Raw genomic sequence first — 13684 nt, forward strand, 5'->3', positions numbered from 1 at the left:
GCGAGTCGGCTCTCGGCGTTGGTCGGAGCGGGGAGCGGTCGGTGCGATGGGGAGGTTGGTCATGACGCGTCCGGGAGACGCCGAGTGGTCGGTGTTGCAGGTGGACTCCGACCCGGTACCCGGTGATCCGGAGTCCTTCGACGAGATCACTCGGGCCTACCAGGAGCTTTCCAGGACCACCCGGGAGGCGCACGACCTGCTCGCCTCCGGCGGTCAGGTCCAACTCGGTCAGGGCAAGGCGATGGAGGCGTTCCGTGACCTGATCGGCAAGCTGCCCGGACGGCTGGATCGAATGGCCAACTCGTACGCCGCGGCGGCTGACGCCTACCTGCGGTACCTGCCGTCGCTGGAGGAGGCGCAGGCGATGTCGCTGCGCGCCCTCGACCAGGCCCGGCAGGCATCCGGCGACCAGGTTGCGGCGCAGGCGGCCCTCGCCCTGGCGCAGGCGACGGTCACCGCGCTGGGTGCCGACCCGGCGGCGGACCAGGCCGCGAAGGACAGGGCCAGTGACGACGACGCCGCCGCGCAGAGCCGCGCGTCAGACGCCCAGCAGGCGCTCGACCAGGCGAAGGCGTTGCTGGGTCAGGCGACGGCGTTGCGTGATCAGGCTGCCCGGACGGCGGCGCAGACGCTGCGGGGGTTGGCGAAGGACGCGCCGCAGCGCTCGCTGTGGGAGAAGATCGTCGAGGCGTTCCAGGCGTTCATCGACTTCCTCCGCAGCACGGTCGTGCAGTGGATCACCGCGATCCTGGACGCGCTGTCGGTGATCGCCTCGTTCATCTTCCCGCCGCTCGGCCAGGCGATCGGCTTCCTCTCCGGTGCGATCGACCTCGCGGCGGCGGCAGTCTCCGGAGACCCCGCCGCGATCGGGTTGGCCGCCGGAGGTCTGGTGCTCGGTCTGGTGCCGGGCGGGCGGCTCGTCAGTCGCATCGTCAAGGCCGCCGGCAGTGTCGGCAACAAGCTGCCCGGTACCGTCTCGGACGGGATCAGGAACAGCATCAAGGGGCTCGGCGGCTCGCCGGGTGGCGCCAGTGCCCGGAACGTGGGCAAGGCCCCCACGCCGGGGGCGGGGATCGACACCACCGTCACCACGCTCGGCCTCGGCAAGACCATCAAGGGCGTGTTCACGTCGATCGGCAACAAGATCGAGGATCTGCGCTTCGCGCGCGACCTCAGGATCTCCAACGAGAGGCGCGCCAACGACCCCCGGCTCCTGGCAGGGATGGACCAGAAGGGCCGCCTGAGGACGTTCAGTATCGACGACGTCCAGTCGGTCCCCCTGAAGGACAGCAACGGCAGGCAGATCGGGGTCATCTTTCCCAGCAGATCGACCGATGTCGCGAACTTCACCGACTGGGGGGCGCAGAAGGCCAACCTCGCCGCGGGCAAGAACCTGGGCGGCTCGATGGACGTCGGGGGTCTGAAGATCATCCGACAACTACCCGGCAAGGAGCCCACCCTCGTCGGCAACGAGTTCCTGGCGGCTCCCTGGAGCAGGCTGAAGAGCGACCCGATGTTCATCTTCGCCCACGGCAGCCCGGACAGTGCCGCCGTGACCCTCACGAACGGCAGGGTGGTCAACGTCCCGGGCGCCAGCATGGCCAAGATCCTCAACGAGGACCCCAACTTCAGGGCGCTCGCGGAGGCCAACCCGAAGGCCGCGATCGCCATGATCTCCTGCAACTTCGGCAACAGTGCGGGCGACGCCGGCCAGCAGTTCGCGGACGTCATGCGCGACCTCGGCAACAAGCGACCGATCTTCGCGGCGAACAACACCGTGCACGCGACCCAGGGCCAGGATCTCGACGGCCTGTTCACCAACCCCGGTGAGACCATCGCGACCCTGGCCGTGGAGAGCACGAACGACGAGAACGACGGCAAGGGCGAATTCCGAAAGATCACTCCGACGCCGAGGGGAAGGGCCTGATGAACGAGTCCGACGAGACGGACGTGCGGCGCGACTGGATGCTGCTGCTGGACAGCGACGAACCCGACGAGGCCCCGACGCAGCCCCCTGCGGTGGAGACGATCGTCGGCGGCTGGCTGGTCGAGGACGACGGAACCATCGGGCGGTTCGAGAGCAACCCGCTGTACCAGCCGCGTAACGCCGACTCACCCACCAGCGCGGTGGACGCGGCGGTGAAGCTGGTCGCCACCGACCGGGCCGACGTCGGTCTGGTGCTGCGGACGCTGCGCGACAGCCTGGTCATGGTCGCGCTCGACGAGACGGGCGAGGTGGCCGTGGCATCCGCCCCGGACGGGGTGGCCTGCGTGGTGGTCGCCTCCGGCGCTCTCGACCAGGCGCGGGTCGACGCGGCACAGTGGCGGCAGGTCGATCTGACCGAGCTGGTGCGGCTGCTCCCGGACGGCCTCGACGTGCTGGTCAACCCGGGCGGCCCTCGGTCCATGCGCTTGCTGGCGGACGTCCTGCGCGAGTCGGTCGACGCGGACGGAGCCGAGTGAGATGTCCGTGACCAGGGTGTACGCCGGACGCCGGAAGACAGCCACGGGAGTGCTGCTGGCCGTGGTGGCCGCCCTGGTCCTGTCGGCCCCCGTCCGGGCCGGCGCCGTCGAGCCGCCGGTGCCGTACTGGGTGGTGCCCGGCCAACCTGGCGCGGAGAGTGAGCTGACGCTGCCGGGCGTCGCCGACCGGGTGCTCGGCGACAGCCGGCGCTGGCCGGAGATCTTCGAGCTGAACCAGGGGCGTACCCAACCGGACGGCCGCACGTTGACGGACCCGGCGCAGCCGATCCGCGCCGGCTGGGTATTCGTCCTGCCGGAGGGCGCGACCTCCGGCGAGATCCGCGTCGGTCCGCCACCGTCGGCCCTGCCGGACCCGGGTCAGCGGCCGGGGGCTCCGCCGGCCGAAGGACCGGGGCCCGGGGTGCCGGGGGCGCCGGTGACGGTGCCCCCGGCCGCCCCGGCCGACGACGGCCAGCCGCGCGTGCTCGGGCTCCGACCGGTCACGGCGGCGCTGCTCGGCGTCGGCGCGGTGCTGCTGGCGATCGTCGTAGCGGTGCTGATCCGGCTGGTCCGGCGCCGTCGCCCGACCGAGCCGGCGCGACCGGCGCCGGGCTCACGGCAGGTGTTGGACCGTGCCCTGCGGCAGCTCGCCGCGCAGGCGTCACCACCCCAGGTGTACGCGGCGATGGTCGGTGCGGACCGGGTGTCGCTGCGGCTGGCGCCGGCACTGCCGGACGCCCCGCCCCCGTGGCGGACGCGGCAGCAGGGTGCGATCTGGGAGGCGCCGAGCTGGGAGGTCGAGCAGGACAGCACCGGCGTCGGCGGCGGGTTGCCGCTGCTCGCCACCGTCGGCACCGTCGGCGGTGAGCTGACGGTCGTCAACCTGGGACGCGCGCCCGGCATCGTCGCGCTCACCGGGGATACGGCGGCGGCGCAGCGCCTGGCCGGCAACCTGCTGCACGAGATCAGTCGCCACGCCTCGGCGTCGGTGGCGATCAGCGTCGTCGGCCCACCACCCCCACCCTGGCCGATCCCGGAGCGGGTCCGGGTCGCCGTCGACGTGCGGACGGTGCTCACGCTGCCCGAGGAGAACGCGGGGGACGGCCACCGGTCCACAGTGCTCCGGAACCACCTGGTCGTGGTCACCACCGGGCTGCCGCCAGACGAGGTGGAGCGGCTCGGCGCGGTGGCGGCGGCCTCCGACGGCACGGCGGCCGTGGTGGTCGTCGGCGACGCGCCGAACACCGTCTGGCGGTTCGAGGTCGACGCCAACGGCGCGCTCGACGTCGGGGTGCTCGGCCTGCACCTGGACCGTCCCACTCCGCGCGGTCGGCTCATCCCGGTCCTCGGCGGTTGACCCTCCTGCCCGAACCCGGCAAAAGGATTGGTGTGGCGATGACGGCACCTGTTCCCCATCGACTGTTCGGCGCCCTGACACTGGGCGCGGCGCTGCTCGTCAGCGGGTGCACCACCACGGTGGGCGACCCGGTGGCATTGCCCGCCCCCGACGCCGCCACCACCTCGACCGGTGCCCCGCCACAGCCGGGTGCCGCCAACCCGGCCACCGACCTGGGGCAGCGCAGCCCGGACGGGGGTTACTGGCCGGCGTCGGTCCAACTTGGCGACCACCCCGAACTCGGCCCGGTGGTGCTCGACGGACAGGGCTTCACGCTCTACCGCTTCGACGGGGACAGCGCCGCGCCGTCGCAGTCGAACTGCGTCGGACAGTGTCTGGCCGCGTGGTTGCCGGTGTTGGCGAACGACAGGGTGCGTTTCAAGGATCTCGACCCCGCCCGGCTCGGTGCGGTGGCCCGCGCCGACGGAACCCAGCAGGTCACCGTGGGCGGGTGGCCGGTCTACCGCTTCGTGGACGACCGGGTGCCCGGTCAGGCCGCCGGGCAGGGCGCCGACGGGCAGTGGTTCGTGGTCGCTCCGGACGGGGGCAAGGCCGCCGCGCCGATCGGCCGAAAGCCCGAAAGTTCACCGACGTGAGCCTACAAACACATTCGTTCCGCATTGCCGGTATTTCCCGGTGTGACAGGCATCCTGGTTACCCGGACGCGCCGGTGACGACCGCCGGGGCGGGGGCAACGGAGGATGGTAGTCATGGCGGGTTTGCGGCCCGATCGTCGGCGAGACGTAGCGGACGAGGCCCTGATCCGATCCCTGTACGAGGAACACGGCCGCGCGATGCTCGCGTACGCGACGCAGCTGACCCGCGACCGGGCCACCGCCGAGGACATCGTCCAGGAGGCGCTGGTGCGCGCCTGGCGCCACCCCGACAGCCTGGTCAACGGCAAGGGATCGGTACGGGGGTGGCTGCTCACCGTGGTCCGTAACCTCATCACCGACGCGGTGCGCGCCCGCATGGCGCGACCTCCCGAGGTGCCGGAGAGCCCGACGGACGTCGCGGTCGAGCGCGACCACGCCGACCAGGTGGTCACCTCGATGGTGGTGGTGGATGCCCTCCACCGCCTCTCGAAGGAGCACCGCGAGGTCCTTGAGCAGGTCTATCTACTCGGGAGTACAGTCGCGGAAGCCGCGAAAGCGTTGGGTATCCCACCGGGAACGGTCAAGTCACGCTCCTACTACGCACTCCGGGCGCTACGCGACATCGCGGCGCACTGAACCGGGTGGAACGGGTCTGCCTCATGAAATCGGACAGCTCGACGCCGGCCGGTGACCACGTGGACATCGGCGGCTACCTGATGGGCGAACTCGACCAGGAGCAGCTCACGCAGGTGGAGCAGCACCTGGCAGGCTGTGCGGAGTGCCGCACCGAGGTCGAGTCGCTCGAGGAGTGGAAGAACGCCCTCGAAGCCGTACCCGAGGCGATGTTGCTCGACGGCCCGCCGGAGGGCGGCGACCTGCTGCTGCAGCGCACCCTGCGCCAGGTCCGCAGCGAGTCCTCCGGGCGTCGCCAACGCCGTCGGCTGCTGCTGAGCGCCGCCGCGGTGGTGGCCCTCGCCGCCGCGGCCTCCGGCGGTGTCCTGCTCGGTCGCACCACCGGCGACACACCTGACACATCCGCCCTACCGGCCCCGTCCACCACGGTGGCCGCCACCGGCCTGGCCACCCGCTACGCCAGCACGACCGACCTGGGCACGGGCGCCCGGCTCACCGTCGCGGTGGCCCCGGCGCCGGGCTGGGTACGGGTCAACGCGGCGGTGTCCGGGATCCCGCGGGGGGAACGCTGCCACCTGCTCGTCGTCGGCCAGGACGGCCAAGCCGTCCTGGCTGGCAGTTGGCTGGTGTCCGAGGACGGCGCGGCCGACGGCACCACGCTCGACGGCAGCGCGCTGATCGAGCCCGCCGAGGTCGGCGAGGTCCGCGTGGAGAACACCGACGGCAAGGTGTACGTCGTCGCGAAGCTGTGAGGGCGCCACGATGTTGCCGGGCCTCGCCGTACCGACCGTTGCGGTCGCTGCGGCGAGGCTCTAGCGGTACCTGCTCAGGCAGAGGGCTGCCGTGTCGGCGGTGAAGCCGTCCCGGAACGCCTCGACGCGGGCGAACCCGGAGGGGACACCGGCGCCGTTGACGTCGGCGGCGATGAGGCTGCGCGGTGCCAGCATCTCGGCGACGGCCTCGTCCAGATCACCGGGGGAGAGCTGCAGGGCCGCGCCCCGACCGGCCCGCACGGTCGCCGCCCAGACCCCGGTGAGGCACGCCGTACGCTGTGCCGTGGCCAGCCCGGTCAGCGGAAACCCGGCCCCGTGCTGCATCGCGAGCGCGTACCGGGAGGCGACCTCCGCGAAGGCGCCGAAGTCACCGATGCCGCCCTGTCCCTGCTCCGGTGAGGTCCCGAGGCGGGCCAGCGCGGCCAGGTCGAGCCCGACGGTGGTGGTGGCCGGGCAGTAGGTGGCGGGTGTGGTGACCTTCGCCTCCGGACAGGCCTGCGGGGACGGGCTGATCGTGGGCCCGGTGACGCCGTCCCGGTCGAAGGCCGCGCGCAGTGTCTCCTGGAGCGCGGACAGGGAAGCCCGGTCGATCGCCGGGACGGTGCCGGTCGCCTCGCCGGGCGTGGTCAGTCGGTCCCCGGCCGGCTGCGTGATCCGCCGTCGCACCTCGGTCTCGTCGATGCGGGCGCACCGGGCCGGGCCGTCGCCGAAGCCGAACTGGAACGCGGACACCCGGTCGAACGCGCTGCCGTGCGCCCCCTCGGCCTCGAAGCCGGTCTCCGTGCCGTCGCGGATGAAGAACAGTGTGGCAAGGATCTGGTTGAGGCCCGAGCCGGTGGACAGCTGGAAGTGTGGGGCGTTGCCCTCGGCCACCCACCGGATGAACGCGCCCGCGAAGCAGTCGGCCTGCTGCTCCTTGACGATCGAGCTGGTGCGTCCGTCGACAGTGCGCAGGCGGAACTGCACGGCGTGGCCCACCTCGTGGGCGAGGACCGCCACCACCGCCATCGGCCCGAACGAGTCGTCGAGCATGGGGAGCAGTTGCCCCCGGTCCCAGGCGACGGTGTCGTCGGACGGGCAGTAGAAGGCGTTCACCGCCCCTTGCGTGTCGGTGCCGCAGACGATGCGACCCGGGCCGGTGGAGTCGTACGAGAGGAGCCGTGCGACCGGCGCGAACCGGCGACCGAAGGTGACCGGCAGCTCCCGCGACCAGTACGCCTGCACGTCGTCGACGGCGTTGCGGGCGAGCCGGTCGGCCTCGCCGCCGTCGCTGCCGACAACGGCCAGTCGTGCGTCGACCACCCCGGGCCGGGGACCACTCGCTCCGGTGGTGATCTCCAGACCGGCGATCCGGGTGGCGCTCCAGCGTTCGGCGGTGCCGACACCCTCGACCGGCCGGACGCAGCCGGCGAGCAGTGCCGCCGCCACCCCGAGGGTCGCCATGCCTCGGGTCAGCGTCCGTCCGCGCCGTGCCGCCGGTGAGTCGTGCATCATCGTCTTCGTCACCTTCACTGCGTCTAGGCACCGACGGCGGCACCCCGATCGGCGTAGGCCGACCCGGGGACGTGCCGGGCCGCGGCTCGGCCGATACGACGACGGGTGTGCCGGTTCGGCAGAGCCGGACCGGCATACCCGGGGGTCGGACGGTCAGTTGAAGCGGACCGAGGCGACGGCGTTGTCGAAGCCGATCGTCCCGAGGTCGGCCACGTCACCGTTGATGGTCTGCACCCGGCCGGTGCAGTTGGGGCCGGCCCAGATCTTCAGCGAGCCGGGGGCGGCGACCGAGGAGGGGGCACCCGGGCGGGGCAGGTTCTGGCATCCGCTGCCGGACACACCCTGGGAGGCGCCGTTGTCGCTGAAGTTGGCCTCGTCGAAGAAGACGGCACTGGTGGCGGGCGGCGCGATCGCGTCACCGGTGTCCGGGTTGTCGTCCTGACCGCCCTGGGGCGCGCCGGCCTTGCCACCGGTCGGGGTCACCCCGAACCACGTACCGCCGACACCCTGACCGAGGGTGTCACCCCGCTTGGTGTCCTTGGCGAAGCGGTACACCGGCCAGCCGCCGATGGTGACCTGGAGGGTGCCGTCGGCCCGCTTGACCGTGCCGACCGCCGACTTCTTGACGCCCGCGATGAAGATCTTGCCGCGCGGCGCGACAGTGACCGCCGGCCAGGTCCGTGCGCACTCGCCGTCGCAGGTCGAGGTGGGCGGGTTGTTGCTGTCCTGGTCGAAGCGGTAGAGCGTCAGCCCCGCACCGTTGACGACCACGGGGTCGAGGCCGCCGGCCCGGCTCGCGGTCAACTGGACCCACCGCTGCGACGACTGACGGGCCGCCCCGGACGCGACGCCGCCGTTCGGCACCGCCCAGTCACCGGTGTTGGCCTCCGACTTGTTCGACTTCGCGGTGCCCGAGAGCAGCGCGAGGTCGCCGCCGTCCGTGGGCGCGGTGGCCTCGCCACCGGCCGGGGCGGACGCCCGCGCCGGGGCGGGTGCCTCCGAGGTCGAACCGCACGCGGTCAACGCCACCGCGCTGGCAGTCATCAGTGCGACGAAGGGCACTACGTACTTGCGCATCATCTCGGGATCTCCCAGTTCCTGTCCCGGCTCCCCCGGGTCCGGAAGCCGTTCGGCATCCACACGGGTCCGACCCGGGATCGGTTCAGCCGACTTCGGCCCGCCGCCGGGGGTTGGCGCCGCCGCCTCCCGCCGTCGTCACTGGCGTGCCACCTGCTCGGCTCGATCGTCCGTACCGGGCCGAGCGGTAGCGTGGGGGAGATGAGTGAGTCTGAGCGGCTGAATGACCGCGAGCGTCGTGCGTGGTTCGCGTTTCTGACCATGCAGGAGGACCTCCGGCGACACCTGAACCGTCAGTTGCTCCACGACGCGGAGATCTCCCTGGCCGACTTCGCCGTGCTGAGCACCCTGCGCTTGGCTCAGCACGGCCCGATGCGCGTGTTCGAGCTGCGGGACGCCCTCAGGTGGGAGAAGACCCGGGTGATCCACCAGGTCTCGCGCATGATCCGACGAGGGTTGTTGGAGCGGCAGACCTGCGTCGAGGACCGACGTGGCACGCGCATCGCCCTCACCGACGAGGGGCGCGCGGTGATCGACAAGGCGACGCCACTGCACCTGCGGTACGTGCGTCAGATCTTCCTCGACGTGCTCAGCCCCCGTCAGCTCGACACCCTTGCGGCCGTTTCGGAGACCGTGCTGGAGAACCTCGAGGACGAACTCTTCGAGGATTGAGCAGCTCCGCGTACGCGTTAGGTGACACGTCATCGCCTGATTCTGCAAGTGCGGTCCCTGGATGCCCGACAGGATGATGTATCACCCGTGTGAATGGTTGCTGTCATCGTCATAGCGGGACAGTAGGGCGGATTTGCCGACGCACAGAGGTGATGTGTCATCTGCCACTATCAGGTGACGAGTCACCAACTTTGCCCTACGTTTGGCCTCGGCAAGGCACCTCGTACCGACAGCCGGGAGGCACCGAGCCCCCGCTCGCAGAGAGAAGCACCGACACCATGTCCCACAACGTCAAGCTCGCCGTCATCTACTACTCGTCGACCGGCACGGGCACCGAGATCGCCAACACCATGGCGGACACGGCGCAGGCCGCCGGCGCACAGGTGCGAGTCCGCAAGGTCGCCGAGCTGGCGCCGCAGGCCGCGATCGAGGCGAACCCGGTCTGGGCCGCCCACCACGCGGCAACCGCGGAGGTGCCAACCCCGACCCCCGAGGACCTCACCTGGGCGGACGCGGTCATCTTCGGATCGCCGACCCGCTTCGGCAACATCGCCGCCCAGTTGAAGCAGTTCTTCGACACCCTGTCGCCGCTGTGGCAGACGGGTGCGCTGGCCGACAAGGTCTACAGCGGCTTCACCTCGACCGGCACCCGACACGGTGGGCACGAGTCGACCCTGCTCGCCATGTACAACAGCATCCACCACTTCGGCGGCATCATCGTGCCGCCCGGCTACACCGACGCGGTCAAGTTCGTCGACGGCAACCCGTACGGCACCTCGCACCACGCGGTGTTCGGTCCCGACCTCGGCTCCATCGACGACGACACCCGCAACTCGGCGCGGCACCAGGCCGAGCGTGTGGTGCGCATCGCGGGGGCCCTCAAGGTGGGAAGCGTCGCCTGATCGAGCGGCGTTCAGCTGACTCCCGCCCGCACCGTGCGGTCGGGACTTCGGAAAGGATCAATCGCCATGGAACGCATCTGGTTGGTCACCGGCGCCGGCTCCGGCCTGGGTCGGGAGATCGCCCGGGCGGCGCTCGCCGCAGGGGACACGGTCGTGCTGAGCGATCGGCGTACGGCGGGGGCCGAGGAGGTCGTCAGCGCCTACCCGGAGCGCTCCCGCACGCTGGAACTCGACGTCACCGACCGGGCCGGCGTCAGCGAGGCCGTCAAGGAGGTCGTCGGCCAGTACGGCCGGATAGACGTACTCGTCAACGCCGCCGGGCGGGGTCACATCGGTGCGGTCGAGGAAACCACCGACGACGAGATCCGGGCCCTCATGGAACTGATCTTCTTCGGTCCCGTGGCCCTCACCCGGGCGGTCCTGCCTCACATGCGCGAGCAGGGCGGCGGCGCGATCGTGCAGGTCAGCAGCCTCGGCGGTCAGCTGTCCGTGCCCGGGATGTCCGCGTACTCGGCGGGCAAGTTCGCGCTGGAGGGCTTCTCCGTCGCGCTCGCCCAGGAGGTCAACCCGCTTGGCATCAAGGTGCTCATCCCGCAGCCGGGTCCGATGCGCACCAACTTCGCCGGTGCCGCGATCAGCGAGTCGCCGCACATCGCGGCGTACGACGGCACGGTCCGCAAGCTGCGCGAGCACGTCAACGAGGTGGGCGGCAAGGAGGCGGGTGACCCGGTGAAGATCGCGAAGGCGATCCTGACCGCGCTGGCCGCCGAGGACACCCCGCTGCGGCTGCCGATGGGCAACGAGACCCTCGACCGCCTCAACGCCGCCGCGAAGCAGACCCAGGACGAGCGGACCGCCTGGGAAGCCGTCAGCCGGGGAACCGACTTCGCCGCATGAGATCCCCGCACCTCTGGTGCGGGAGAGGGGAACGTGTCATGACACGGCTACAGGGAAAGACGGCGGTCGTCACCGGCGGCGCGATGGGCATGGGCGCCGCCACCGTCCGCCAGTTCGTGACCGAGGGCGCGAACGTGGTCATCGCCGACGTGAACATCACGGCGGCGGAGGAGCTCGCCCGCGGACTCGGACCACAGGCGGTCGCCGAGCAGCTCGACGTCCGGTCGGTGGACGAGTGGGCCGCCCTCGTCGGGCGAACCGAGGAGCGCTTCGGCGCCGTCGACGTCCTGGTCAACAACGCGGGCATCGCCGACCCGGCTCCGTTGGAGCAGTGGGACACCGCCCGGTTCCAGCGCACGCTGGACGTGAACCTGATCGGAGTGTTCAACGGTATCCAGGCTGTGGTGCCGGCGATGAAGCGGTCCGGCGGCGGGTCGATCGTCAACATCGGCTCCGTCGGCGCTCTCCAGGGCGTACCGAGGATGTCCGGCTACGTGGTGTCGAAGTGGGGGGTACGCGGCCTGACCAAGACCTCCGCGCTGGAGCTGGGCGTACACGGGATCCGGGTGAACGCCGTTCACCCCGGTCAGATCCGGACGCCCATGACCGATGGCGTCACCTTCGACACGAGCAACGTCGCGCTCGGTCGGGTGGGGGAGCCGGACGACATCGCCCGGATCGTCCTCTTCTTCGCCAGCGACGACTCGCGGTTCGTCACCGGCAGCGAGGTCGCCGGTGACGGCGGGCAGATCGCCGGGCCCGCCGACTACCAAGGTCTGCCGCAGTAACGAGCACACCACGAGCGACGGTGGCCACCGCGCGATCCCCGGCCAGGCCGCAGAGGACGGGGACCGCGCGGCCCGTCGTCGCACGGCCGACAGCCGACCGGCAAGGCGACCATGAACCGCGACATCTGCGCGACCTCTTACAGCCAGTCGTGCTCGCGGGCGTAGCGCGCCGCCTCGTGGCGGGTCTGGGTCTGGGTCTTCTGCATGGCGTTGGAGAGGTAGTTGCGTACGGTGCCCTGTGCAAGGTGGAGTCGGGCGGCGATGTCGGCGACGGAGTAGCCCTCGCTGGTCACCCGCAGCACGTCGAGTTCGCGGTCGGTGAGGGGACAGTCGTCGACGATGGCGAGCGCGGAGACATCCGGGTCGATCCAGCGCTTGCCTTCGTGCAGGGTGCCGATGACCGAGGTGATGTGTGCCGGTTCGGCGGATTTGCTGACGAAGCCCTGGACGCCCAGCCGCAGCGCCTTGCGCAGCACGCCGGGCCGGGCGTGCCGGGTCAGCATCAGGATCACCTGCTCCGGCCGGACACGGCGGATCTGCGTGATCGCGCCCAGGCCGTCGACGCCCGGCATCTCGAGGTCGATGACCAGCACGTCGGGCCGGTACCGCAGGGTGGCCTCGACGGCCGTCCCGCCGTCCTCCGCCTCGGCGAGGACGGTGATGTCGCCTTCGAGCGGGAGCAGCGCGGCGAGGGCCCTGCGGAGCAGGGCCTCGTCGTCGGCGAGCACGACGGTGGTCATCGGGCCTCCTCCGGCGGATATGACGAGGTTGTCACGGATCGCGCGAAGGAGGCGCTCGTGGTGAACTCCCCGTTCTCCTGCTCGACCACCAGATCACCGCCGCCGTCCGCCACCCGCTGCCTGAGGGCGGCAAGTCCCTTCATCTCGGGTGGCGCGTCGCCCGGTACGCCGTCGTTGACGATCGCGATGCCGGAGGCGGAGAGTGTGATCCGTACCTGGGTGGCCTGTGCGTGCCGCAGAACGTTGGTGGTCGTCTCGCGGAGGACCAGGCCGAGCAGTTCGCTGACCCGGGTTTCGACCTCGGCCTCCCGCGTCACCCGTACGCGAATGCCGGCCGCCTCGAAGAGGTTTTTCGCGTTCTCGAGCTCCGCGGAGAGGTTGAGCCGTCGTTGGGCGTACGCGAGTTCTCTGGTCTGCGTGATGGTGTCGCTGACCAGGGCGTAGGTCTCGTGCAGTTCCCTCTTCGCCCGCTCGGCGTCGCCGGACACCAGCTTCTGCGCCAGCGCGAGCTTCAGCTTGACCACGTGCAGCGTGTGGCCCTGGATGTCGTGCAGATCGTTGGCGAACCGGACGCGTTCGCGGATGACGGCCAGCTCCGCTTCGCGCTTCCGGGACTGTTCGAGCTCCCGCACGATGTCGTAGAACCGCTCGCCGAGCAACGTCAGGACGGTCACGACCACGGTGACAGCCGTCGGGACGAGGAGGTAGGTGATCAGGACCTCGCTCACGTCGTCCTGGTCGACGAGCAGCCGTGCCGCGCCCACCGCGGCGACGTAGGAGAAGAGTGCGGCTGCCATCAGGCGGCGACGCCGCAGCGGCCGGGTGAGGGCGAGAGATCCGACGGTGCAGATCCCCCAGTAGGCGTTGGGGCTGGCGGTCACCAGCGCCCCGACCGGCCACACGGCCCCCGCCACGATGCTGCAGGGCAGGGCGACCCGCATGACGTCGTCCGCCGTCCACCGTTCGAAGATCACCAGGGCCGCCAGGACGCCCGGAGCCAGGATGACGGCGTGCCACCAGGTGTGCGCGTCGACGGCGACGATGAAGGCCGCCGCGATCACGAGTGGCGGAAGTGTCGTCATGAGGTTGAGCCGGCGCAGCCGTCCCTGCGTCGCCTCGGTGATGCGCAGGGATCTTGCCGTCACCAGCCCAGTATGCTTCCGGCCCCGACCGGTCGTCAGTGACACCACGTCACCTCGTTGTCGTGACACGCCGCCACTGCCGGGTAGCCGTGTTCGCTGGTGTCATTGGTG

The 13684-nt window shown here is 71.0% G+C and carries 14 protein-coding genes; 10 read left to right on the plus strand and 4 right to left on the minus strand.

The features are described 5' to 3' along the window. Positions 1-61 precede the first annotated feature (61 nt). From ACN28C_RS08000 to ACN28C_RS08025, 6 genes are all read left to right on the plus strand, one after another. Positions 62-1927 (plus strand): hypothetical protein, encoded by a 1866-nt coding sequence (locus tag ACN28C_RS08000; protein ID WP_422772900.1) that lies wholly within the window; start codon positions 62-64, stop codon positions 1925-1927. Continuing rightward, positions 1927-2463, plus strand: a complete 537-nt coding sequence (locus ACN28C_RS08005; protein WP_422772901.1) for a type VII secretion system-associated protein — start codon at positions 1927-1929, stop codon at positions 2461-2463. Before ACN28C_RS08000 ends, ACN28C_RS08005 begins: the two co-directional genes overlap by 1 nt. Before the next feature lies 1 nt (position 2464). After that, positions 2465-3820: a hypothetical protein gene (locus ACN28C_RS08010; protein WP_422772902.1), complete on the plus strand. Its 1356-nt coding sequence runs from the start codon at positions 2465-2467 to the stop codon at positions 3818-3820. A 38-nt stretch (positions 3821-3858) separates the two neighbouring features. Then, entirely contained in the window at positions 3859-4455 is a 597-nt protein-coding gene (locus tag ACN28C_RS08015; RefSeq protein ID WP_422772903.1) for a hypothetical protein, read from the plus strand. Positions 4456-4569: 114 nt separating this feature from the next. Then, positions 4570-5091 carry a sigma-70 family RNA polymerase sigma factor gene (locus tag ACN28C_RS08020; RefSeq protein ID WP_422772904.1) on the plus strand — a complete coding sequence of 174 codons (522 nt, stop codon included), beginning with the start codon at positions 4570-4572 and terminating at the stop codon, positions 5089-5091. Positions 5092-5114: 23 nt separating this feature from the next. Then, positions 5115-5840, plus strand: a complete 726-nt coding sequence (locus ACN28C_RS08025) for an anti-sigma factor family protein (protein WP_422772905.1) — start codon at positions 5115-5117, stop codon at positions 5838-5840. A 60-nt stretch (positions 5841-5900) separates the two neighbouring features. On the opposite strand, the gene ACN28C_RS08030 is transcribed toward ACN28C_RS08025, so the two are convergent. Together ACN28C_RS08030 and ACN28C_RS08035 are read right to left on the minus strand one after the other, a co-directional pair. Then, positions 5901-7367 carry a neutral zinc metallopeptidase gene (locus ACN28C_RS08030; RefSeq protein ID WP_422772906.1) on the minus strand — a complete coding sequence of 489 codons (1467 nt, stop codon included), beginning with the start codon at positions 7365-7367 and terminating at the stop codon, positions 5901-5903. Between the two features lie 141 nt (positions 7368-7508). Beyond that, positions 7509-8432 carry a hypothetical protein gene (locus ACN28C_RS08035; RefSeq protein ID WP_422772907.1) on the minus strand — a complete coding sequence of 308 codons (924 nt, stop codon included), beginning with the start codon at positions 8430-8432 and terminating at the stop codon, positions 7509-7511. Between the two features lie 201 nt (positions 8433-8633). On the opposite strand from ACN28C_RS08035, the gene ACN28C_RS08040 reads away from it, so the two are divergent. The 4 genes from ACN28C_RS08040 (at position 8634) to ACN28C_RS08055 (ending at position 11691) form a co-directional block, all read left to right on the plus strand. Further along, entirely contained in the window at positions 8634-9104 is a 471-nt protein-coding gene (locus ACN28C_RS08040; protein WP_422772908.1) for a MarR family winged helix-turn-helix transcriptional regulator, read from the plus strand. 278 nt (positions 9105-9382) lie between these two features. Next, entirely contained in the window at positions 9383-10006 is a 624-nt protein-coding gene (gene wrbA / locus ACN28C_RS08045; RefSeq protein ID WP_422772909.1) for an NAD(P)H:quinone oxidoreductase, read from the plus strand. Between the two features lie 66 nt (positions 10007-10072). Then, on the plus strand, positions 10073-10903 hold the full coding sequence (locus tag ACN28C_RS08050) for an SDR family NAD(P)-dependent oxidoreductase (RefSeq protein WP_422772910.1): 831 nt from the start codon (positions 10073-10075) through the stop codon (positions 10901-10903). A gap of 38 nt (positions 10904-10941) precedes the next feature. Continuing rightward, positions 10942-11691 (plus strand): SDR family NAD(P)-dependent oxidoreductase, encoded by a 750-nt coding sequence (locus ACN28C_RS08055; RefSeq protein WP_422772911.1) that lies wholly within the window; start codon positions 10942-10944, stop codon positions 11689-11691. Positions 11692-11828: 137 nt separating this feature from the next. On the opposite strand, the gene ACN28C_RS08060 is transcribed toward ACN28C_RS08055, so the two are convergent. Together ACN28C_RS08060 and ACN28C_RS08065 are read right to left on the minus strand one after the other, a co-directional pair. Beyond that, complete coding sequence (locus tag ACN28C_RS08060; RefSeq protein WP_422772912.1) at positions 11829-12431, minus strand: response regulator; 603 nt, start codon at positions 12429-12431, stop codon at positions 11829-11831. Then, a complete protein-coding gene (locus ACN28C_RS08065) occupies positions 12428-13576 on the minus strand; it encodes a sensor histidine kinase (protein ID WP_422772913.1) in 1149 nt (382 codons plus the stop codon). The genes ACN28C_RS08060 and ACN28C_RS08065 overlap by 4 nt, the downstream gene beginning before the upstream one ends. Positions 13577-13684 lie beyond the last annotated feature (108 nt).

It is taken from the genome of Plantactinospora sp. WMMC1484 (genome assembly GCF_049315195.1).
Taxonomy (GTDB): domain Bacteria; phylum Actinomycetota; class Actinomycetes; order Mycobacteriales; family Micromonosporaceae; genus Plantactinospora.

Coding starts and splice junctions, on each gene's coding strand:
- ACN28C_RS08000 (WP_422772900.1), top strand. CDS start 62: ATGACGCGTCCGGGAGACGCCGAGTGGTCGGTGTTGCAGGTGGACTCC.
- ACN28C_RS08005 (WP_422772901.1), top strand. CDS start 1,927: ATGAACGAGTCCGACGAGACGGACGTGCGGCGCGACTGGATGCTGCTG.
- ACN28C_RS08010 (WP_422772902.1), top strand. CDS start 2,465: ATGTCCGTGACCAGGGTGTACGCCGGACGCCGGAAGACAGCCACGGGA.
- ACN28C_RS08015 (WP_422772903.1), top strand. CDS start 3,859: ATGACGGCACCTGTTCCCCATCGACTGTTCGGCGCCCTGACACTGGGC.
- ACN28C_RS08020 (WP_422772904.1), top strand. CDS start 4,570: ATGGCGGGTTTGCGGCCCGATCGTCGGCGAGACGTAGCGGACGAGGCC.
- ACN28C_RS08025 (WP_422772905.1), top strand. CDS start 5,115: ATGAAATCGGACAGCTCGACGCCGGCCGGTGACCACGTGGACATCGGC.
- ACN28C_RS08035 (WP_422772907.1), bottom strand. CDS start 8,432: ATGCGCAAGTACGTAGTGCCCTTCGTCGCACTGATGACTGCCAGCGCG.
- ACN28C_RS08040 (WP_422772908.1), top strand. CDS start 8,634: ATGAGTGAGTCTGAGCGGCTGAATGACCGCGAGCGTCGTGCGTGGTTC.
- wrbA (WP_422772909.1), top strand. CDS start 9,383: ATGTCCCACAACGTCAAGCTCGCCGTCATCTACTACTCGTCGACCGGC.
- ACN28C_RS08050 (WP_422772910.1), top strand. CDS start 10,073: ATGGAACGCATCTGGTTGGTCACCGGCGCCGGCTCCGGCCTGGGTCGG.
- ACN28C_RS08055 (WP_422772911.1), top strand. CDS start 10,942: ATGACACGGCTACAGGGAAAGACGGCGGTCGTCACCGGCGGCGCGATG.
- ACN28C_RS08060 (WP_422772912.1), bottom strand. CDS start 12,431: ATGACCACCGTCGTGCTCGCCGACGACGAGGCCCTGCTCCGCAGGGCC.